Origin of the sequence: Endozoicomonas elysicola (assembly GCF_000710775.1) — a bacterium.
In the GTDB taxonomy this organism is placed as follows: Bacteria; Pseudomonadota; Gammaproteobacteria; order Pseudomonadales; family Endozoicomonadaceae; genus Endozoicomonas; species Endozoicomonas elysicola.
On sequence record NZ_JOJP01000001.1, the window covers coordinates 5,357,854 to 5,381,456 of the forward strand.

Here is a 23,603-nt window from a genome sequence, read left to right on the forward strand (position 1 = left end):
CCTGATGACCCTGAATTCTGCCTGCTGCTCAACGGCTTTTAAAAGCTTGTCGTAATCATTCTGCTCGAGAGTATTCTCAAAGATATGAAAGTCATATGAAAGAGCACACTATTGACTTCGGTCAACGGGGTAAGGGATTTGTCAGACATTTGTCAAAAATAGATAGTTTTTGTTCAAAAAACAGGCAAAATCCTCATCAGAATGGATCAAAATACTAAGCAACCTCACAAACGTAATCAAAAAGAGGCGTAAAAATAAGCTAAAACAGATCCAAATAGACAATATTCATTCAAAACCCTTCAATTTCTTTACATTTATTAATCTGGATCAACACTTTTTCTTTCAAATCCTATCAGTATTTCCTGCGATAGTGTCGACACCGGCCAGTGCCTCGCACAGAAAACACACATTAAAAGGCTCGGTCTACGTACGGCGATGGGTATATCAATCAGGCAGTAAATATCATGAGAACAATGAACGCAGGCAGAAAAACCCTACTGGCACTGGCAATTTCTTCAGCCATGGCCGGCATGGCAGGTAATGTTGTTGCCGCAGAGCTTCCTCCAATCGTTGACCCTGATGCTGAAGTCATCATTGATGCCGCTGATAGCGTAATAAACGAAGCTGGTAGTGCTATCATTTTCACAGGAGCAAAAGGCGGACAAAATATAACCAACCACGGTATTTTGAAAGGCTCTGATCATGCTATTCATGTTCAAGCTGGAGCAGGTGGAAAGTCTGTTTTCAACCACGGAACTATGGAAGCAGTTAATGGTGCAGCCATCAAAGTAGAGGATGGCGGAAGCATCAGCTATATCACAAACTATGGAAAAATTATTGGTGGTATTGTCACCCATAATGATGGAACACAGGAACAGATAGCAGTTGACCTTCGCGGAGCTACCAGTGATCACGTTGACGCCTTGAAAATTGGAGAGAAAGGCGCTGGAGGTGAAATCATTGGTAACATTTATATGAATAACAAAGAAGGAGAGCTGAATACCAGTGGCAAGAAAAACAGTTATGTTGCCTTCTACGGGGTAGCAGGTGATAAAGCTATCTACGATGGCAAGCTCATTGCCAATGTTGCCGAAGTCAACGTTCAGTCCAGTGGCTATATGCTGCTTAGAGCGCAGGATGAAACTATCGTTTTTGATGTGATTGACTACGGAGAATCACAGGACAGCCTAAATAACGGCAAATTTGAAATGAAGAAGGACTCAACTCTGGAAATGGAGATTGATGGCTCTCTGGCTGAAAATGAAGCCGTTCTTCAAGTCAATGGTGATGTTAACTTCCAAGGCAATAACGTGATTAAGGTTTCTGGTGATATTGAACAGATCGCCGGAACTCACACTCTGATCTCAGCGGATCAAATCAACGGTGCAGATACCAATCTCACTGTAGAAAACACCTGGCTGACGAATGTAGAAATTATTGATAGTGATAAAGACAGCATCAAAGTTGAGCTTACTTACGAGGAAGAGCTGGATCCAAATGAGCTGGCTGCTGAAGCTGGTGCTTTTGGTGCAGATACGACAGAGCAGGGCGTCATCGGTGCATTTGCTCAGGTACTGGTAAATAACACAGAAACAACCAAAGATGCGATCACATTCAGCAGTGATCCTTATGCTGAGCTGGCTAACCTCCTCAACGTCAGTGGTGCTGCAGCAGCTCAGCTCTCTGGTGAGCTGACACCAGATCGAAGCGGTGCAACCCTGCATGCAGCTCAACGAGTGCAGAGCAAGCAGTTTGACGCTATCAACAATCGCTTGAACAGCCTTCGTGCCGACCAGTTCCATGCAGTAAATGCCGCAAGCAGTGGACTCTGGATGCGTGTTCACGGGAATGATGCCAAGAAAAACGTCGACGGACGTATTGATGGTTACGATGTTCAGGGCATGGGATTCAGCTTCGGTATTGATGGTGATCTGACTGAAAATCTGGTTACTGGCTTCTCCTTCAGCCAGAGCTATCAGGATATCGATACCATCGTTTATGACACAAACCATGAAGTAAATACCTATCAGTTCTCAGCCTATGGTTTATGGAACCAGGACAATTACTTTACAACTGGCTCTGTGAATGCTGGTGTCGACTATTACGACAGTTATCGTACAATTGGCGAGGGTACCTCTGGAGTCACCGAGTATCGAGCAAACAGCGAATACAAAGCTTTCCATTACGGTCTGCGCGTAACTGCTGGTATGGATCTGGGCTACGACAACCTGCTGCTTCAGCCAATCATTGCTGGTGAGCTGAACAATGTGTCCATCGAAGCTTACGATGAGTCCGGTTCTGTTGCCTCTCTTGCTTATGACAGACAGAGCGTCACGCAGGTGAAGCTCGGTGCGGGTTTCAATATGAGCACCACTTATGAAGTAGGCCCCGGCATTCTGGCGCCTCATTTCACCGCCATGGGCTGGTATGACTTTAATGCCGATAACCACGACATTTCTGGCTCTATCATTCTGGACCCATCGGTTGCTGGTGAAATCACTACTGCCACCGGCTCTACTGAAATTCAGCTCAACCTGGCAGCTGGTTTTGACTACACCATCGACGGTGGCCTGAGCCTTGGCCTGGGTCTGCAACATGACTTCGTAGATGACGGCCATGACACCCAGCTTCAGGCACGTATGAACTACGCCTTCTAATTCAACATCCCCGTTGATACTCCTGAGCCCCTGACCACAGGTCAGGGGCTTTTTTTACCTTTTGAACCATGGAGACCACAAAGCTCACAAAGAAAAGATCCTTTTTAACTCTTTGTGCTCTTCGTAACCTTTGTGGTTTAAAGCCAAATTCGAAAGACTACCGAAAGATTTTATCAATACAAAGATTACATTTTTAACCCAAATCAATTTTCGATTTTACAAAACAACATAAAATCCTCAGTCAGCATTCAGCGTATACTGGCATGGGCAGGAACATCATTATGAGTAAATCCCGGGTTTCACGCAGACACTTCCTTAAGGGGCTGGCCGCCAGTGGTGCAGCAGTGGCATTAACCGGCTGTAATACCAGTCAGCCGACAAAAGCCGTGTCGGAAAAAACCAACATCCTGATCATTACTGCAGACCAGCTTTCCAAGAAAGGCGTTGGCGCTTACGGCAACCCGGTAGCACCAACCGATCATATCGATAAGATCATCAATGCGGGCACCCGCTTTGAGCAGGTTCATACGCCTTACCCACTCTGCTCTCCAGCCCGAGCCTGTTTCTGGACTGGCCACCTGCCTCAGGTTACCGGTGTCACCGGTAATGACAGTGCCAATATTCCAACCGAACTGACCACACTGGGCGATATCTTCAGCAAAGCCGGTTACAACTGCGTGCACTATGGCAAACGCCATGACTTTGGCGCGTTGAGAGGTTTTGATGCAACCCCGGAAACGCAGCTGCCACTCACCGCACCGGAAGCCTTCCCGGTGGATTACGACTCTCGGGAGGATCTGTTTGCCCTGCAGAAAGCACTGGAGTTTTTCCAGGACCCAGGCGAAGAACCTTTTCTGCTGGCCGTTGAATTTAACAACCCCCACAATATCTGCAGCTGGGTCGGTGCCTTTGAAGGCCCCCATGGCGACATTCCCGGCATTGGGGAATTGCCTGAATTACCCGATAACTTTGAAGTACTGGACTGGGAGAGTCTGCCAGCAGGTGTCACCTATCAGTGCTGTAACCATTTCCGCGTAAAACAGGCTTCTCACTGGACCGATAAGAATTATCAACAGTACCTGAAGGCCTACTACCACTACACCGGGATGGGCGACACCTGCATTGGCCAGGTAATGAAAGCCCTGGAAAAATCCGGCAAAGCTGACAATACCCTGGTGGTATTCTTCAGTGACCATGGTGACGCCATGGGCAGCCACCGTCTGGTCACTAAACACGCCTTCTTCTATGAAGAAACCAGTAATGTGCCTTTTGCTCTCGCAGGCCCAGGTATTCCAAAAGGAAAGTCCGTCGATGCCCTTGGCTCTCTGTGCGACCTGGTTCCCACCCTGTGTGACTATGCCGGCCTGCAGGCTCCGGAAGGTATTTATGGCCGCAGCCTGATGCCACTGGTACAAGGTGACGAGCTCGCTGACTGGCGCCAGGAAGTGGTGAGCCAGTGGTTCAGTGAACGCAATGAAACCACCGACATGCCCGCTCGCATGCTGCGCACCAAAGACTACAAGTACACCGTTTATCGCGAAAACAACGACGAGCAGCTGTTTGATCTGAAAAAAGACCCGGGTGAAAACTACAGCCTGGTCAATGATCCAGCCTATTCAGAGGTCCTCGCCGATATGCGTGAGCGCTTCAAGAACTACGTAGCCGCCACTAACGATAATTTCTATCAGCAGTCGGTCACCGTGGATCCCCAGTGGCGCAGCCATAAGCCGAGCTATCCGAACCACACCGGTGGCAGTGCCATGGACGCTATCATCGAAAAACGCAAAGCCATTAACGAAGCCAAGGCTGCCAAAGACCTTCAGGGAGCCTGATTGCAGTGAATCCACAGTTCATGAAAGTAATACCGTTTGCTAAAAAACGACAGCTGCTAACCGCGGCTGTCAGTGCAGCCCTTTTGCTGAGCGGCTGTTCTTCATTAGAAACCAGAACAGCCCAGGGCGTCAGCGACCACCAGCCTGGTGGAGCGATGTACTTTTTCGAGAATGGGTTGCCAGAAACCATCTCAACCGACAGCAACTCAACCATCCAGCTATCCGGGAAGCACTACCGCGATGGAGCGCACTCCCTTCAGTGGAATTTCAACAATGGTAGTCAACTGACTTTTGATCAACCTGTTGGCTTCAAACATTTCAAGGCGAATGGCTCCGACCAGTCACGACATTCCTTTCTGGTCTGGATCTACAGCGAAGCGCCAGTTAATGATCACCTGACGTTCCAGTTTGGTGAAGATGACCAGGTGAAAACACAGTTCAAAATGAAGCTGGACTTTACCGGCTGGCGTCATGCCATTGTTCCCTTTGGGGAGATGGAAGGAAACCCCACTGAAATGATGAATCGTCTGACGCTGATTGCACCAGAGAGCATCACCAGCGGCAGCCTGTATATTGACCAGATGATGCTGAGCATCCCTGTTGATCCCCGCTGGCCAACCCGTGATAACCAGCTCCCCTTTGTCAACCTGGCGGCTGACAGCGCTCCAAACAGCCACTGGCTGAGCCTGTACCGTTTTGATCAACTGGCGAAAAAAGCCGCAGTTTCCAACTCAGCATCCACGGAAGCAGTGATATCCGAAAGGTTTAATACCCTGCTGATGGATGAGGTTCGTCCATTAACGGATAAAAAGCTGGAAGCCATTCGAGACCAGTATTACGGCTACCAGATCAAACGTGAACATGGTCAGGCCACTGGTATCCCCCTGGACAACACCAACCGCCTGAAAATTTTCCTCGATAAAGGCGTGAATAAGGGCTTACTGGATGACCAGGCCAGTGATCTGCTGTTCAAGAATGCCGACTTGAAGCCTTACGGTGAGCTGATGATGGACATCGCTTCCGCCTGGCACGGCACCGACAATGAAGTCACCAGGGAAGAACTGGCCACCATGTTCATTAACCTGGCCGACTACTTTGATGATCAGGGTTTTGCCTATGGCAGTTCCCTGGGTACCGTTCATCACTTTGGCTACTCCCTGCGCCCCCTGTTCAAGGCTCACTTCCTGATGCAGGACGTACTGAATGAGCGAAACCGCCTTGAGCGTACCCAGCAGATGCTGTCCTGGTTTGCCGGTGCCGGTCGTATCTTCGAGCCAGCGGACCAGATTGACAGCTTTAACATTGATGTTATGAACACCCAGCTGCAGGGAATCCTGGCGAGCATCCTGCTGATCAGCGACAGCAATGAACAGGCCCGCTGGTTAAGCCAGTTAAGCCAATGGCTCTCGACATCACTGGTAACTTCTCCCGGAACAGCGGGTGGCTTCAAGGAAGATGGCTCCATGTTCCATCACTCCCAGCACTACCCGGCTTATGGCAAGGGGGGCTTAAGAGGCCTGACGCCAGTCGTTTACATGCTGAGTGGTACAGACTACGCAATCAGCCAGAAAGCTCATGCCCTGTTGCGTAACGCCACACTGATGACTGCTGTCTATGCCAACCAGAACAGGACACTGATGTCCATTGCTGGCCGTCACCCAACCGGCAAAGAGTCCATGGAAACCGATCCTTTCCTCTATATGGCACTGTCAGGCACACCGGATGGCGGGCAGACCATTGATCAGGAAATGGCCGCAACCTGGCTGAGACTGACGGACTCCCCTGCCCCCGCACTTGTGGATAAGTTTACTAGCATGGGTATCTCGGCAAACCAGCCAGCTGTGGGTAACTGGTCAATGAACTACGCAGGCCTTGCCCTCCACCGCCGTGATGGCTGGGTGGCAGGAGCCCGTGGTTTCAGCCGTTATCTGGTCAGTCATGAAACCTATGCCAATGCCAACCGCTATGGCCGTTACATCAACTACGGCATTCTGGAAATCCTGCCAGAAAATCCTGACAACCGGGCCTTCAGTCACGATGGCTGGAACTGGGCTCGCTGGCCGGGAACCACTGCCGTTCAGTTGCCTGTCGATCAGTTGAATGCCGATCTGTTGAATGTGGACACCTTCAGTGGTCTGGAAGAGATGCTGTTATCGACTCAGAGCTTTAACGGTGCTTTATCCATGAACGACAATGGACTTTTTGCCACCATTGTTGAAGGACATCCGAAATACGATGGCAGCTTCAGCGCCAATAAATCCGTATTCTTCTTTGATGACCGGATTGTTGCCCTGGGCAGTGGCATCAAAACGGCCGATGACCAGCACAACACGGAAACAACACTGTTCCAGCATGCCGTAAGGTCTGATGCCAAAGCCACCACCATCAATGGCAATAAGCTTGCTTCAGGCGACAGAAAGCAATTGGCCACCAGCAGCACACTGTTGATGGATCCAAACAGCAACGCTTATTTCCTGCCGGAAGGTCAGTCACTTCTGATTGAGCAGCAACAGCAGGAATCCCGTCACCAGAAAAACAGCAAAGTCACCCATGGTGAGTTTGCCACAGCTGTGTTAAGCCATGGTAAAGCACCTGAAAATGCCGGTTATGAGTACGCAGTGCTGGTGAATACCACTGTGGAAAAAGCAGCACAGTTCAAAAACAGCCTGTCTTCTGAACTGAAACCTTACCAGGTTATCCGGAAAGACAGTCAGGCCCATGTGGTAGAAGACCAGGCTTCAGGCATGACCGGTTACGCCCTGTTCAGTGCAGGTGTCGTAGATGCCGGCGTTGTAGCCTCGGTGGATACGCCGGTTCTGCTGATGACCGAAGGCGATGAAAACAAGCTGTCGCTTACCCTGGTTGACCCAGACCTTCGCCTTTACCAGGGCAGGGATGAAAGCCAGTACGATGAGCAGGGTGTGCAAAAGGAGGTCAGCATTTACTCACGGTCATGGCGCAAAGCACCTTCGATTCCTCACACTCTGACACTGGAGCTTAAAGGCCAGTGGCAGCCGTCTTCCCTTCCTGATGATGTCGTGATCAAGGGATACCAGAACGGAAATACCCTGCTTGCCATTACGACAGAGCAGGCAAGAAATATTGAGTTTGAGTTAAAGAAATAACACAACCTTTGGGCTGGCTTTCTCTCTCTGCAGCAAAGCCAGCCGCCTTTTCAGGACGTCATCGTGAACAAACAGCTTAAAACGGTATTCAGGACGGCCAGCGCTCTGCTGGTCGCCATGCCCCTTATCCTTGTTTCCTCTTTCAAAGCTAACGCCAATACTCTGCCAATTCCTGGTATCAGCAAAGGTGAACTGCTTTATGAAAGCAGAATGGACTCTTCAGAATCGGTCAAAGACTGGGTCATGGAAGGTCCGGGCGAAATTGCCTTTGAAGATGGCTGGATGAGAATGTGGTCACCCAACGAAGAGTGGCAACATGTTTTCTGGGCTCCCGAACACTTTCCTGAAAGCTTTGTTGCCCAGTGGGAAATGCAGAACCTGAATATTGAAGCAGGCCTGACCATTGTCTTTTTTGCCGCCACCGGCCCCAATGGTGAAGATGTCATGGATCCGTCCCTGCCAGAGCGGGATGGTACCTTTAAGTTCTACAACAATGATGTACTGAACAACTATCACATCTCTTATTATGCCCATAATCCAGAAGCAGCAAGGCTTGGTGTAACCCGGCTGCGCAAAAACACTGGCAAACACCTCGTATCAGAAGGCCCGACGGGCATCAAACACGACTCTACCGATATTCACAAAATCACTCTGGTAAAAAACAGAGACCATATTGTCTTTTACGTGGATGACCGGGAAATCATTAACTGGGTTGATGATGGCTCCGTCAATGGCAAAGTTTATGGCGCTGGCCGTATTGCCCTGAGACAGATGGAATGGAGTGTATTCCGCTACCGTAATTTCAAAGTCTGGTCTGTTGATGAGAACAACGAGGGCGTAACCAAGCCATGAGTAAAAGAACGATCAGAAAAGCACTATTGATTGGCTGCAGCGCATTCGTAGTGACTGCGGGCTCCGCTCAGGCACAATTATCTGAAAAGCGGCCTGAAAACCTGACGCTGGCAGAGAACCTCTATTCTGACCAGTTTGAAAAGTCTCTGGATCAGTGGGTGATCGAACAGATTCCCGGCAGTAAAACCACCCAGCTCAATGGTCAGATGGACATTGATGATGCTGGCGGTACCACGGTCTGGTTTAAGGAAAAACTGCAGGCACCGGTAATGGTGGAATTTGATGCCACCATGGTCATGGCTGGCGGTCCTAACGACCGTGGCAGCGACCTGAACTTTTTCTGGATGGCATCAGACCCTTCATCACCTGATGACTTCTTTGCTAAAAGCGAAGAGCGCAGCGGTTACATGCGCAAATACGATGGTATGAGCCTGTACTACGTTGGCTATGGCGCCAATGATAATACGACAACCCGTATGCGCCGTTATCCGGGCGATGGCTCCCGTCCTCTTATGCCAGAGTACGATCTCAGTGGTGAGCCTTACCTGAACAAGATCAATACGCCCATGAAAATCCGGCTGGTGCACGATGGTGTCCGCTGGAAAATGTGGCGTGATGAAGTGCTGGTGTATGACATCAAGGATGAGCACCCCTTCCTGGATGGCTACTTTGGTTTCCGTACCTGGAAGAGTCATATGCAGATTGACAACTTCAAGGTCTACCGGGTGAAGCCCGCTCTGGAGAAGAAAGTATTACCTCCGGCAAAAGAGCTTGCTGCCTACAAAGAGCAGATCGTTGGCTTCAAAACCTTTGCCAACAACAACAAGAAGCGGATGTCCTGGAAACAGGGGCCAACCATGCTGGGCGTTAACGCTGCCTACCTGGCTACAGGTGACCTGTCACTGTTTGATCAATCACTTCGCATGAGCGATGAGCTGCTGGCACGTCGAAACGACCCGGAAAAAGGTGAAGTGGTTTATACCGCGGGTAAACGGGCACTGGTCTGGCCAACCATCAGTAAGCAATACATTGCCAAAGGACGCAAGCAAGCATTCACCAATACCATTATGACCGCCATGATTCTCCAGCCCATTGCGGAGAATGCGCGAATCATTATGGAAACCCCAGCCCTGTGGGAAAAGAAGGTCCCCTTTGGCGAACAGTATCTGGCCGGCTCTGGCAAAACTTATGGGGATAAAGCTGCATTCTATCTTCAGGAAATCGAGAACACTCTGGACGATTTTATTTTTCCGGACTGGTACGACGCCAAGACCAATCTGCTGAGAACCCCAGACACTAAAGAGATGAGAGATATTGAACCAGATCTGGCAGGTCGCTATCCAGCTTACAACCGATCACTGGCCATGATGCAGGTTCTGGACGATCTTGCCCGTACACGGCAGTTGATGGGAGACACCTCTGACAAAGCCGCTTTCTATCAGTCCATGGTACAAAGCCAGCTGGACTTCTTCTTTGAAGATATTCAGACCTATACCCAGAATGGCAAGAACTACTATTACTGGTATTACGCACCCGCGGACCGCGACAGCCGACAGGAAGACAGCAGCCATGGACGACTGGACCTGCAGATTCTTACCAAACTCTACAACGATGGTGACAACCCTTACGGTCTGACCCGCGAGAAGATGCAGCCATTTGTGGATACCTTTCTCGATATTATGCTGACCAGTAATGACAAAGAGGTCACTGCATTTATCAAAGGCAGCATCGCGGACTTTCGTGAAAGTGGTTCGACCTCCAAAGCCAGAAAGAACAAAGGGGCTGGACCTTATATCGTCCTTGGCTGGGCTGGTGATGAGGTAATGGATGTTGCCGAAAAAACACTGACCGAAAAGCTGTCCCTGAGCTGGACCCCCTGGCTCTGGTATTACCGAAACGTTAACGCCAATTTGCAGGGATAACTCATTTAATATTCTAACCAATTCACTCCGGCTATGAACCGAAGCCGGAGCTGCCACTCTGGACATCTCCAGTTATGAAACTCAACATACTCTCTCTGGCCATTAGCTCTACGCTGATGATCAGCCTGTGTGGCCACCATGCAATGGCCTCCGGGCACATGGCCGAGTCAACCCAAAAAGCCGGAAACCTGTCTTCTACCTGGCAGGCCTGGGTTGATTCCCGGGCGCCAGACTCAGACTTGATGGCCACTGATTTCAGCGGTTCTTCACAGCCTGTGGTTACCAACTTTTCTTATGCTGGATACCGTCAAAGTGAGCAGCCACTGCCAACCTTGAACAAGGCATTCAGCTGCAGCTCCGGAGCCACTATTGACCCCGCCACCGGATACACCATTTTTGATATCACCCAGTACGGAGCTATTCCCAATGATGGTAAAAGCGATAAAGCTGCGGTTCGTGATGCCATTGCCGTTGCCGAAAAAGCCATTCAGAAAGGCAGTGTAAAAGGTGTCGTACTCCTGTTCCCTAAAGGCCGTTACCGGATGAATGAATCCTCGGATATGGCCCTTATTGATCCTGACAGTAAGGAGTCACTGGCCAGCCAGAGCATTGCCGTAACGGAGAGCCACTTTATTCTGAGAGGCTGTGGCAGCGAAACCGAACTGTATATGGATCAGCCACATCTGCCGATGGATCCGAAGAAGCTCTACTCTATTCCAAGACTTTTTTCCCTGGGAGAGGGCCACCGCGAAAAGGTTGGTACCATTACACAACCGATAAAAGGTGGTACCAGCAAACAGCTTCAGGTTTCTGACACAAAAGACCTTAAGGTGGGAGACTGGATCGAGGTCTTTGCCAAAGTCTCCAGCCCGGATCGTATTCAGGAACATATGGGGCCGTACCGTGTTGAGCCCAGCATGAAGAAACTGAAGCAGGGTCTGGAGCTTCGGGAGATTCACCAGGTTACGGCGATCAATGGCACTACACTGACACTGGCAGCTCCCGTGCAGGTGGATATCCACCCCGACGATAAATGGACAGTCTACCGCAGTGAACGGACTGAAGAGATCGGTGTAGAAGACCTGGCTTTCCGGGGTAACTGGAAAGAGAAGTTCAAACATCATAAGTCTGCTATACACGACAGCGGTTGGGGTTTTATCACGATCAGGAAATCCGCCAACAGCTGGGTGAAAGATGTCACCTTTACGGACTTTAATCAGGGGCTGCAGCTGACGGATACCGTGAACTCTACGGTGATGGATATCAGCTTCCATGGGAACCCAGGTCACCTTTCCCTGCAGTTCCAGCGCTCTTTTAACAATCTGAGTATGAATGTGCGGGATGAGGCCGATACCTGGCACTCACCGGGCTTTTCTCACTACTCCTCTTCCAACGTTCACCTGAACACCTGGTATTCAAGCACTTCCTCTCCAGACCTCCATGCAGCCCAACCACGGATCAACTTGTTTGACCGCACTGAGGGCGGCTGGATTTATGGTCGCTGGGGTGGCGCTACGGTAAACCAGCCCAACCACCTGATTGGTCTGGTGTTCTGGAATCCAAAAAATAGCGCTGTCGCCTACAGCAGTGATGAGCCTTATGAGTTTATGCGCCCTTCCGCATTTGGTCGCATGATTATGCCAGTGGTTGTGGGCATGCATGGTAAACCCGTTCATTTTGCCAGTCAGCAGGACTATTACCGGTACATTAACCGAAAAGAACCACAACTCTATAAAAAGGCCCTGCCCGATGAGCCACAGGCTTATGTAGAGTCCAACGGGCAGCCAGTATTACCGGGCTCGCTGTTTCTGGCGCAGTTGGAATATCGCCTGGGAGAAATACCCAACTGGTTGATGGAACAATAATCTCTTTTCCCCCAGCCACTGTCTGGGGGATTCTATCGCATGAAAATATACGGTTATTATCTACTCATACGGATTATTGCAGCTCCAGATTAATAATATGCAGAAAATACTCCATACCTACTGGAATAATATTGTCATTAAAATCGTACTTTGGTGTATGTAAAGCGGCAGAGTTTCCATTGCCAATAAAAGCAAATACACCGGGTACCTGCTCCAGATAGAATGAAAAGTCTTCAGAGGGGGTCACCGGCTTTATATCCCCATTCCATTGATCCCCAACCGTCAGCCTGGCAGCAGTTTCTGCAATTTTGAATTTCAGTGAATCATTAACAACGGCTGGATAGCCGTACTTAATATTCACTTCTGCCTCACAGCCATAAACTTCTGCCGTTTTCTGAGCCACCTCTTCAAGTCTTTTAAAGAGCATAGAGTGTACGTCGTTATCGTACGCGCGACAGGTACCACTCATCACCACTTCAGCAGGGATGACATTCCGCACTGCAGGGTCTCCGGCATTAATATGCGCAATGGACAACACGGCAGCCTCAACCGGCGATACATTCCGACTGATGATCGACTGCATATTGGTGATAACAGCACCCAGGGTAACGGTTGGATCCGTCGTCTGGTGAGGCATGGCCCCATGACCACCAGTACCTCGGATAATGACTGTCCATGAGCCGCCACACGCCATCAGTGGTCCTGGTCGGCTGGCAATGGATCCCAGCTCAAGCCCTGGCCAGTTGTGAATTCCATAGACACAGTCAATCTCAGGAAATTGCTCAAACAGTCCGCCTTTTACCACTTCACGAGCTCCACCATACCGCTCTTCAGCAGGCTGAAAGAGCATATGGACCTTGCCACTGAAATCGCGATGATGTGAAAGGTAGGAGGCAACCCCAAGCATGATGGCGGTATGCCCATCATGCCCACACCCGTGCATTACGCCTGGATTTTCTGAAGCGTATGACAGGCCAGTATCCTCTTCAAGAAGCAGGGCATCCATATCGCAGCGCAACAAAATTTCTCGTCCCGGATGCATGCCTTCAATGGTGGCTACCAGCCCCGTCTTACCAAAACCGTCAGTAATAACAGCAGCCGTCTCTTTCAAAGCACCAGTAATCAATTCGGCAGTACGAACTTCTTGAAACCCAGTTTCTGGATACCGGTGAATGGCATGGCGATATTCAACCATGCCCCTGGATATCTCAGCGATAAGATCCCTGTTTATGATCATCAGAAGAATACCGTTTTCAAACGAATGGCGTTGGAATGGCTGCGCCTCAGCAAGGAATGCGAGCGCAGCCAAGAGGAAAGAAGCCAGGAGGCTTCTTGCATTAAAGGGTGAGCAGGAGGGACATTCCAGTAGATACTACCAGAGCAACCACCATTACCGGAGCAGTACGTTTGACGATATCAAAAGGACTGACGCCAGCAATACCGGCAACACCGATAATAACGCCCGCAATAGGCGACATTGAGCGTGCAATACCAGAACCCAGCTGCATTGGCAGCAGCATGGCAATAGGACCAACACCCACTTTGGCAGCAATATCCGGAACCAGGGCAGCAAAGCTGAAGAACGGTGCATTACCTGAGCCCATCAGAATGGAGAACAGGGCGATAACAACCACCATAATGACAACCAGCACAGCCACAGGAATGGATGCTGAGGTTGCCGCATTAATGGCGGTATCCAGAATACCAATGGTTTTCAGGCCATGGGCAAATACCTGGCCAGCCACAATCAGGGTAATAACACGGGCAAACGCATTACCCATGCCATCAAAGTACACCAGCAAAGAGCCCAGAGTCTCTTTAGCGCCCTTGCGAATGACTTCGCAAAGCAATGCGATGGTCACAGAAAGAAACATCGCGGTGGCGATATCGATTTTGACCGAAGAAATAACCATCTTGCTGAAGGTGAAAATCAGGACCAGTGGCACCAGGGGCAGCAGGCAGTACCAGATAGGTGCTTCTTTATCTTTAACGTCTACTTCAACATCCTGTGAGTACTCAGCGCCATGCCCCTTGGCGTCATAATAACGCTGAACAAAGAAATGCATAATGGCAATGGCAATCGCAGTTACACCACCCACCAGGAACTGGTAGTTCATAAAGTATTCGGTAACATCCATGCCAGAGTTGGTAGCGGCCATGACCGAGTTACCAGAGGCAGGTCCCAGGTCCAGACATGCAGAAGTCGCAATAACAGCGACTGCTGAAACCTTACTCACACCCAGCTTTGTCAGCACCGGATACAGCGTAACCATCAGCAGCAGGCCAAGTCCTGCAGCACTGGGAATAAAGACATTAAGTAACTGACCTGCCAGATAACCCAGCGCAAGCACCATGTAGGGGGACTGAAACTTCTGCAGTGGTTTCAGCGTCACCTGCACAAGTACCTGAGATGCGCCAATATGATCCATGTACTTTGCAAAACCCGCAACCGCCATGATGTAGAGGCCAAGCCCGGCAACAGTCGAACTCATTTTCACTTTGATAAAGGTAAACAGGTCCAGCAGGATAGAGCCACTGCTTTGAGATTCAGCCAGAGGGACACCGGTTCCGCCGACAATGGCACCAATCAATAGCAGAAGACCACCAAAGAAGAGTACGGCCTGTGGATTGTATTTCCTGAAAATCAGGAACCCTGTTATAAAAATAACGGCCAGACTGAACATCGTCGTCATAGATTATCCCCCCATTACTATGAATGTTTTATCGCTTATCCCTCTGCTATCGCGCAGGAATCATGGAAAGCAGACAATAAAAAAGCCCGGCTTTTGACGTCAAAAGCCGTCGCAGAATCAGATACAGGAAACGCTTATCGGAAAGAGCGAATCATCAGCCACTCATCGCCATTTATTCTTCAAAATTGCCGGCAACAAGCAGCTCGTTGTTGTGCATCATCACGTTTCCTTTAGCGATGACGCTGTTTAGCGTGAAATCGTCATTAAACAGACAGATATCCGCATCTTGACCAACCTCAATGCGTCCTTTGCTGATACCCAGAGAGCTGGCGACATTGGCCGTCATCATGGCAATGGCCTGTTCCGGGCAAATCCCCTGATCAATCATCAGCGGTAATAAAAGAAGGTTACTGTCAACAGCTGCAGCAGTGAGACCACTGATCTCCCCCCGCTCATTGAATTTTGGCAGGCTGCCGTTACCATCCGAACTGATGGTAATCTGGCTGGCGGACACACCGGATTCAAGGGCCAGCTTCACAGCCTGTTCAGGTGGGGTAAAACGACTTCCGCCGGATGTGATGTCGATAAAGCCGCCCTTATGAGCAAACTTGATCGCCTCACCAAAAAGGTTTTCTGTACGGGCAACATGTGTCGGAGAGATGTGCTGAACAGGCATCCCCATTGCCATCAGTTCATCAACCTGTGCAAAGGGCTGTGGCAATCCCCCCATATGGATATGAAGCACCCCTTTTTTACCGGCCAGCAGACTGGCAATACGAATATCAGAAACGATTCTTGCCAGTTCCTGAGTGGTTGGAAAAGAGCTTCGATGGTCGGCCAGAGCGATCTTGACACCGAGAATGGCCGGAATAAACGTCAGGTCATCACGGATTGATCCGGTAATTGTTTTGGTTGGCACCTCGTAGGAACCCGTGTGCATGTAAGCAGTGATACCTTCCGCTGTCAGGGCCGCAGCCTTGGCGTACAAATCTTTTGGTGAGCGTGAGATGCCATCAGTACCCAGTACACCAACGGTTGTGGTTGTCCCGGCCTTAATCAGTTTGGTCAGCGTTACCTGGGGTGTACGACTGCTGAAGCCTGCCTCACCACCGCCCCCGGTAAGATGTATATGCTGGTCAATCAAGCCCGGAGTAATGGGTTTTCCCTTACAGTCGATGACCTTTATATTATCAAGACCGCTAATGTTCAGTTCCGTTTCTATTGCCAGAATCTTCCCTTGGCCAAGCAAGATATCTGACTTACCCACATACTCGGGCTTATAGAGATTTGTATTTTTCAGAATAGTAAACATAACTTTTCTTGGCTTGATAAAGAGTCAAAACCACTATTGATAATCAAAAGTAGAGGTAAGAATTCGTGGTCAAATAGAAAACGGGATTGAGCATACCCTTACATTTTATAAAAGTATTTTGTTTTCCATTGCTAATTGTGAATAATGTTATTCATCGGAAACATAGGTGTAATTGATTCAATGTCTTCTCTGGAATTCAAATGGCTGGATGATTTTATAAGTCTTAAAGAGCTGGGTAACTTTTCGGCAGCAGCTACCGCAAGACACGTGACTCAATCCGCTTTCAGCCGACGTATCCAGGCATTAGAACTCTGGGTAGGTGTACCTTTATTTGACAGAACTTCTTACCCAATAAAGCTGACGGAGGACGGCGAAAAGTTTGTTCCCTATGTTGAAAAGATGCTGCAACTCATACGGGAAACCAATAATGATTTTTCTCAGGCATCCCTTAGGACGGATAACTCTGTTCGGGTGGTCTGTCTGCACTCCTTCGCACTGAATCTTCTGCCAAACCTGTTTAACAAGGCAGGTAAGATGCTTGAGGGGCTGAATTTTTCGCTGACCCCTTCCATACAGGGGATCGACAACCATTTTCAGGCATTGCTGGATAATGCCTGTGACGCTATATTTGTCTATGACACCCAAGGCATGCGCCCTTCATACATCCTTGAAGATAAGGTGGAGCGCATGCTCGTCTCTACCACCCGAATCATTCCCGTTATAGCTCCGGAGCTCAGGAAAAACATCTCCCACTACCAGCCTATGCCCTATCTTGCCTATTCAAAGCAGACCTTCTTATACGGTGTCGTTAATTCAGTGGTAGAAGAAAACAAATTCAGATTTGAACAGGTTTTTGAAACGACCCTGAGTGAATCCCTGATTAAAATGGCAATAAATGGTGCGGGTATTGCCTGGGCACCAACTCATGCCATTAAAGAAGAGCTGGAGAAAGGAATATTGATTCCCGCTTTCCCAAGAGAAAAAAAGTTTGAAATACCTCTTGATATTGTTTGTTATCGATCAAGAGAATCAAAAAGAGAGGCTGTCAATCTTTTCTGGTCAACAATAAAAACAATATCCCAATAATAAAAATAGTGACAGATATCAAAGACAGTGATTATTTTTTTAAACATAAAAGCCGTCTTTGATTCAAGTCAAAGAATGAGAGTTCTTCTTTTAACGTTACCCTTTTTCTTTTTTATTAACACGCAAAGGGCGAATCACTGGATCGATCAGCTCTTCAGCCCATGCCTCCATTTGCTGTTTTTTTCGGGAAAACATCGCTTTATTTTCTTCAACCAGATTATTCTTTTCACTAGGGTCCATTTTCAAGTCATACAGATGATCTCCGTACTTCCTGGAATGCATCACTTTTAAATCGCCCTGACGCATCGCCAGAGTGCCTTGATCAAAACCTCGCCAGAATAGTACTTCATGTGGCAAATCGCTGTTTTTGCCTGTGATATACGGAATCAGATTAACACCGTCCAATGGGCGCTCTTCGGAAATCGGTGCATCAGCCAGACTGGCCAATGTCGCCATAATATCCAGAGAACTGACCGGATGATGATAATCAACACCGGAAGGGATCACTCCCGGCCAGCTGACGGCAAACGGCACATGAATTCCTCCTTCAAAGTACTCACCTTTACTCCCTCTTAACGGTGCATTGTTTGAAGCATTTTTCCGCGAGCCACCATTATCTGACAGGAAAAACACCAGGGTATTGTCGTCAATATCCAGCTGTTCAAGCGTATCAAGCACCCGGCCAACACCGTCGTCCACCGCTGTTATCATGGCTGCATAGGTACGACGATTTTTATCCCTGATGTGTCGATTCCGTTTCAGATACTCACTTGTCGCCTGTAATGGCGTATGAGGCGCATTGTAGGCCAGGTACAGGAAAAACGGGTTATCCTGCTCCCGTTCAATAAAGCTGACCGCTTCGTTGGACAGCTCATCAGTCAGGTACTCATCAATATCAATACGCTGATGGTTCTGCATGATCTTTGTTCGATACCAAGCATTCTCTTTCACAGCTTCATCAATCGAGTCGACAGTCAGCTCTTCAGGAAAGTAGCGATGCCCGCCCGATAAAAAACCATAAAAATAGTCAAAACCCCGTTTATTGGGATGAAATACCGGGTGTGCTCCCATATGCCACTTACCAATGATGGCCGAGGTATAACCTACCGGCTGCAGTACTTCAGAGATCATTTTCTCCGATACCGGCAGGCCCGCACGGGGATCAGCTGGGTCAATCACCGGGTTACGGCCAAAACCAAAACGGTCCTGGTAGCGTCCGGTCAATAACCCGGCACGGCTGGGACCACACACCGAAAAAGTGACATAGCCATTGGTGAACCGGGTGCCTTCGTCGGCGATCCGGTCAATATTCGGAGTAGCAATATCCTGACTGCCATTAAACCCGACATCCGCATAGCCCTGATCGTCCGTCAGAATGACAATAAAGTTTGGCGGTTTCAGGGAAGCGGATGACGGGAGGTTTGATGGTTCGGCAGCTGACGTCAGGACGGAGCAGCTCATCACTGCTGCCAGCAAGTGTTTTTTGAGTATGGCCATAAACTGTTCTATTGCCAGACAGGTTGATGCCCCCTTTCGGAAGCACCAACCTGCAACACAATGGACTATCCCTGAGTCAGTTTGAACTGAACAGGAATACCGTCTTTCGCCGTAACGACCAATTGCGTACGACTGCCCTTGACCACCGCCTTAACGTTATCCATCTCAGTTGCTGTCTTCCAGGCTCCCTTTACGGTCAGGTTAACCTTGACTGGCGCACTGTGCGTTTCGCGGGTCAGGTTAATATCAGTTGATGCAACACTGATATCCAGACCACTGCCATTCTCCTTCAACAAGGTAATGGAAGGTGTGCCAATCGCCACAACATAGTCATCGTTAGGACGCGCCGAACTGAAGGCAACATAGCTGGACACTCCCGTAGCCTTATCAAAGGTTTTGTGGAGGTTCCGCTTCTGCTCGTGCTTATAGGGCAGCTCACCGCTATCGGCCTGTTTGGCCAGCGACGCCATTTTCTCAGGCGTAGCATCCAGAACCACCATGTACTCGTAGCCGGCTTCATCCGGATTTGCACCGTGGTCTACCCATGCCACCGAGAAATCACCTTCGGTTGGCTTTTTGTTCTCGTTGTGGCGGGATTTCTGATGCTGCCGACGAACTTCCACCTTGCTGTCGCTGACAATCAGATAACCGTTACCATGACCATCCATCAGCCAGTCACCCTGCCCCAGGGTTGCCTGGAATGGAAAATCTTTCACCAGTCGTCCATTTACCCAGAGCTCATGGACACGATCATTGATCGCGTGTTGGAACAGTGTCGTTTCAGTTGAATGATCTTCCGTATCATTGCTGATATCACTGCCCGCCATGACCAGACGGTTATCAATGGCCGTCACAGACTTGAGCATTTCGAAACTGCTGTCGATGTTCTTCAGGTCCTGAACCGGGCCAAGCTTGAAGCCCATGGCACCATAGCGGTTGTCCAGATTACCACTGCCACTGAAGGTCTCTTCCGAGCGCAGCATCAGCGTGTGCTTCTTAGGGCTATCCAGCTTCTCCAGCGGCAGATGGATGGTGGTAGCACCCGGCATACGGTTCCAGTCCCATCCATTCTCATCAAACCCTTTATCCGCACGGCTCAGCTCAGGCTGATCACCCATCGGGATAATCTGGGCGCTGCCATGGCTCTGGTAACGACCATAACGGTTGGCATTGTGGTAAATCTCGGATGACCAGACGTATTTATTGAAGGCCTTGAGAGTGACCATCTTGTCCGCAAAACGGTGAACACCAAAAGCACCATAGTTATAACTCCAATGTCCCTGGGGCATGGCTTCCGGCATCACCTTTTCACCAAACAGGGAAACGCTGGCGGTTTCGTCCAGCTCAGCCAGACGCAGATACGTAGCGGCCAGCTCTGCATCCAGCGGCTCACCGGTTTCAGCATTTCCTGCCACGGCCAGCATGCGATAAATTTCTTTAATTCCGTGTACGTTGCTGCCCTTGAATGGGCGACGACCGCTGATACCCATGCCAATCTGAGGGTTGGCATAGTTTCGGGCTGCCATGAAGGCATTCTTTACATTTTTTCTGGCCGCAGGTGTCAGTTCAAACCCGGTTCCAGAAAGCAATTCAGCAACATGAGCCATGCCGACAAAAGCAGGGAAAGAGTAACCCGGATAGTTGCCACGATGGCGGAAGGCGGTGCCATCAGGACGCAAACCATCGTATTCACCGGTCGGAGTCTGAGCCAGGGCTCCAGAAACGAAGCCGCTGAATTTGTTCAACAGAGCCACACGACGATCAGGGTCTTCTTCCAGCAGCACCATGATCAGGTGCTGGCGTGACAGCGTATTGAAGTAGTCCAGGTTGGAGCTTTTTTTATTCAGCTCCATATCAAAGCTGTCTTTAAACTCACGGGAATACCACATCAACGCATCATAGGCATCATCAAGCAGACCCGCTTCACGCAGTACATCTTCCATGACAAACATGGAGGTATACCAGTCACGGCCGCTGTATCCCCAGTGGTGACTGGTTACCAGTGTACTGCCGGCAACGAAGCCCTGGTTGTACAGGTGCTCACTCATCATCACAAACTTGTCTGCCATCTCTTTCTTCAGAGCAGCATCATCGGTTTTGTGATAAATCTGGCCAATCTTCAGCATCAGTTCTACATAAGGACGGAAGATGAGGTAATCCTTAACCAGCAGCTTGTCATCAGCATCAAGGTGCTTTGGCTGGTAGATTTTAACCTGTTGTCCAGTCAGTACATGGCGACCGGTCAACACGCCATCTTCACGCTTAAGCTCAGTATCAGCAAAGTCTTCCCTAACCTTGTTGATGCTTTTTTCAGTCAGTTTGCTGCGACCAACATAAAAGTTCTGAAGGGAGGTTTTGATTTTTTGGATATCCTGCAACTGTTCAGGGGTTGCAGCAGGAACGTTATCCGGAATGCCAAAATCAATTTCCGGCACTTTATTGTCGGTCGTCGTGTGATAGTCACTCCAGTGACGGCGGTCATCGTCAATAGACACCATCAGACGATCAATATAGAACGTACCGCCTTTGGCGGTATTCGGCGCAATAATCCGCACCGTATCCATGGTGCTGGCTGGCTTGCCACTCATGTCACGGTCAAAACCCTGACCCGGACTGCGCCAGCCATCAAAATTCAGTTTCATCTCAAAAGAGGCATTGGTACCGCTACCATTACCAAACTCAAAACGGACGGTCTCATCCATTGGCTGGTCATTATGCAGCCATGCGGAGAAGAGAGAGATCGCATTACGACCATAGGCATCGGATGCCTCTTTTCTCGGATAAACCCGGAAAGGCTCTGGCAGTTTCAGTTCCAGTACATCTCCAGGCTGCCAGTCCCAGCGCATGCCCTGACGACCATTGATGTAATAACGGCTGTCCATGCTCAACTTGCCGGATTTGGCCGTTGCCCACGCCGGAACCTTTGCTTCCTCAAAGGAAACAATCTGCGCCCTGAGCTTTTCGCTGTTGGTCAGCTCACCGCTGGCCATAACGTTCAGGCTGTACATGCCACCCAGCATGCCAGTTACCATGCAGATGGAGGTGGCCAGACGGGTCATTTTTCCAGGTTTTCTCATGTTTACTCCCACGAGCTCTGTGCTCAAAACCTGGGTTCCTTTTGATGAAAACAAGTAGAAGGACCCGGGCAGATGCTGCTGTTATTGTGAATTTGATCGATTGAATTCCGATACTGCCTACTCTCGCAGGCAGTACCCTAAAAACCTCAATGCATCATCCATGAAGGTCCAACGTCGTTTTTAGTAAGAGGGTGGACTGGCTGATTCTCAGCGTTGTGAGGTATTGAAAAACCGGCAGTTGCTGTCTGATTTTGAATACGCTCAACCATCGAGCGGTTCTCTTCCCATGTCATATCGAGATTCAGCTTTTCCAGATAAACGCCGAGGTCTTTACCACTGACACCGGCCTGCATATCCGTTGGCATGGGCATTCCAAAAGGTCCATCAGCCAAGGAAATTAGCGAATCAGTCAGACCTGTATGATCATGTCCTGGAATCGCATCACTGCTGAAGTTGGCCTGCCATACCATATCTTTGGCCCCATCCAGCTGAAGCACAGATTGACGTCTTGCGCCCACCAGCTGATTGTTGATCAGATAAAGACTATCGGGAATCAATGTACGATCACGGCTGCCAACCTGTGAGCCGATGACCATGGCAAAATCACCGGGCTTCACGATGGTGTTATTGGCAAAAAGAATATTCCGGGTAATGGGAAAGTGGCGACCATTCAGCCCTTTGTCTGCACGCTGTCCATCATAACTACCGGTTGCAGCGCCAAACGAAACAGCACCTTCTTCTTTATATCTCGGCTTGGCGTTCAGGTTATGAAAATAGTTATTGAACACCACATGGCCTTCACCCCGGACAAACAGGCCTCCGTGCTTTTCTTCACCAGTACCAATAAAGTAGTTGTCATAGACCAGAGCGCGCTCACCCTGACGAAGACTCAGGTGACCACGGGAGTTTTTAAAGGTGTTGTAACGGAAAATGTTCTCACTGCTCTTGGCAGAGATCACTTCGCTTTCACCACTTTCATCATCAAACAGGTTGTATTCAAACAGGATACGGGCATTGTTCAGGTACATGGAGCCATGTCCTACCCGTGAAGCAGAGCCTCCGTTTTTGCCCAGTGGCTGACGGGTAAAGTAGTTATGATCAAGTTGATGATAAACGGGTCTGTTTTCTTTGATGTCCATATTGATGTAGCTCTGCCCACTGGTTTTGCCCTCAAACCAGCTATGATCAATACGATTGTAGCGCCCGTTCATCTGAACCCAGACACCTTCCAGATCATCAACATTCCTGAACAAACTCTGGGTAATGCGATTGTGTTCGCCCGCCATGTAAATCAGTTCTGCTTTACCACCAGAACGGGTACCACGCTCAAAGGTAAAACCAGATAACGTGATATGTTTACCGGTAATCTGAATCTCGGTATCACCCGTGATAAAAACAGTACCCCCCTCCTTCGCCTTAATCAGCAACGGGCTTTCAGGCCGATAGGAACGGGAGAGGCTGAGATTCAAATCATCATAATCCCCACTTTCCAGAATAATGACACCGCCCCTGCGCATACGGCTGACCGCCTTGGCCAGCTCCTTTGACGTGCTGACGGTCACTTCACTGAACTCTGTTTGAACAGAGGATGCCGACTGCCTGCTGCTTTCAGATACTGTTGAGCACCCGGATAGCAGCCCAAGAGTGGTCGCCAGAATTACCAGAGAAGTCTTCAAATACATGCT

The 23,603-nt window shown here is 49.4% G+C and carries 13 protein-coding genes; 7 read left to right on the plus strand and 6 right to left on the minus strand.

Annotation, left to right across the window (positions count from 1 at the left end):
* The first annotated feature begins 464 nt into the window (after positions 1-464).
* The 6 genes from GV64_RS22580 (at position 465) to GV64_RS22605 (ending at position 12,253) form a co-directional block, all read left to right on the plus strand.
* Positions 465-2,657: an autotransporter family protein gene (locus tag GV64_RS22580; RefSeq protein ID WP_020581859.1), complete on the plus strand. Its 2,193-nt coding sequence runs from the start codon at positions 465-467 to the stop codon at positions 2,655-2,657.
* Between the two features lie 281 nt (positions 2,658-2,938).
* On the plus strand, positions 2,939-4,489 hold the full coding sequence (locus GV64_RS22585; protein WP_020581860.1) for a sulfatase-like hydrolase/transferase: 1,551 nt from the start codon (positions 2,939-2,941) through the stop codon (positions 4,487-4,489).
* Positions 4,490-4,494: 5 nt separating this feature from the next.
* Positions 4,495-7,614 carry a chondroitinase family polysaccharide lyase gene (locus GV64_RS22590; protein ID WP_236632982.1) on the plus strand — a complete coding sequence of 1,040 codons (3,120 nt, stop codon included), beginning with the start codon at positions 4,495-4,497 and terminating at the stop codon, positions 7,612-7,614.
* A 63-nt stretch (positions 7,615-7,677) separates the two neighbouring features.
* Positions 7,678-8,466 carry a DUF1961 family protein gene (locus GV64_RS22595; protein WP_020581862.1) on the plus strand — a complete coding sequence of 263 codons (789 nt, stop codon included), beginning with the start codon at positions 7,678-7,680 and terminating at the stop codon, positions 8,464-8,466.
* The gene (locus GV64_RS24065; RefSeq protein WP_020581863.1) at positions 8,463-10,388 is read left to right on the plus strand and encodes a DUF6250 domain-containing protein; all 1,926 of its coding nucleotides are present in this window, start codon (positions 8,463-8,465) and stop codon (positions 10,386-10,388) included. The genes GV64_RS22595 and GV64_RS24065 overlap by 4 nt, the downstream gene beginning before the upstream one ends.
* Positions 10,389-10,462: 74 nt before the next feature.
* Positions 10,463-12,253, plus strand: a complete 1,791-nt coding sequence (locus GV64_RS22605) for a DUF4955 domain-containing protein (RefSeq protein WP_020581864.1) — start codon at positions 10,463-10,465, stop codon at positions 12,251-12,253.
* A gap of 73 nt (positions 12,254-12,326) precedes the next feature.
* Here the strand turns inward: GV64_RS22605 and GV64_RS22610 are convergent, their stop codons facing one another.
* From GV64_RS22610 to iadA, 3 genes are all read right to left on the minus strand, one after another.
* A complete protein-coding gene (locus tag GV64_RS22610) occupies positions 12,327-13,490 on the minus strand; it encodes a M20 metallopeptidase family protein (RefSeq protein ID WP_026258166.1) in 1,164 nt (387 codons plus the stop codon).
* A gap of 100 nt (positions 13,491-13,590) precedes the next feature.
* Positions 13,591-14,946, minus strand: coding sequence for a C4-dicarboxylate transporter DcuC (dcuC, locus tag GV64_RS22615; RefSeq protein WP_026258167.1), 1,356 nt, complete (start codon positions 14,944-14,946; stop codon positions 13,591-13,593).
* Between the two features lie 172 nt (positions 14,947-15,118).
* Positions 15,119-16,258: a beta-aspartyl-peptidase gene (gene iadA / locus GV64_RS22620; protein WP_020581867.1), complete on the minus strand. Its 1,140-nt coding sequence runs from the start codon at positions 16,256-16,258 to the stop codon at positions 15,119-15,121.
* A 180-nt stretch (positions 16,259-16,438) separates the two neighbouring features.
* Between iadA and GV64_RS22625 the strand changes: the two genes are divergently transcribed.
* Positions 16,439-17,344: a LysR family transcriptional regulator gene (locus GV64_RS22625; RefSeq protein WP_034844474.1), complete on the plus strand. Its 906-nt coding sequence runs from the start codon at positions 16,439-16,441 to the stop codon at positions 17,342-17,344.
* A gap of 96 nt (positions 17,345-17,440) precedes the next feature.
* On the opposite strand, the gene GV64_RS22630 is transcribed toward GV64_RS22625, so the two are convergent.
* The 3 genes from GV64_RS22630 to GV64_RS22640 form a co-directional block, all read right to left on the minus strand.
* Positions 17,441-18,841 (minus strand): sulfatase-like hydrolase/transferase, encoded by a 1,401-nt coding sequence (locus GV64_RS22630; RefSeq protein WP_020581869.1) that lies wholly within the window; start codon positions 18,839-18,841, stop codon positions 17,441-17,443.
* A 65-nt stretch (positions 18,842-18,906) separates the two neighbouring features.
* Complete coding sequence (locus GV64_RS22635; RefSeq protein WP_081622082.1) at positions 18,907-21,918, minus strand: chondroitinase family polysaccharide lyase; 3,012 nt, start codon at positions 21,916-21,918, stop codon at positions 18,907-18,909.
* A gap of 146 nt (positions 21,919-22,064) precedes the next feature.
* Positions 22,065-23,600, minus strand: a complete 1,536-nt coding sequence (locus GV64_RS22640; RefSeq protein WP_020581872.1) for a polysaccharide lyase 6 family protein — start codon at positions 23,598-23,600, stop codon at positions 22,065-22,067.
* Positions 23,601-23,603 lie beyond the last annotated feature (3 nt).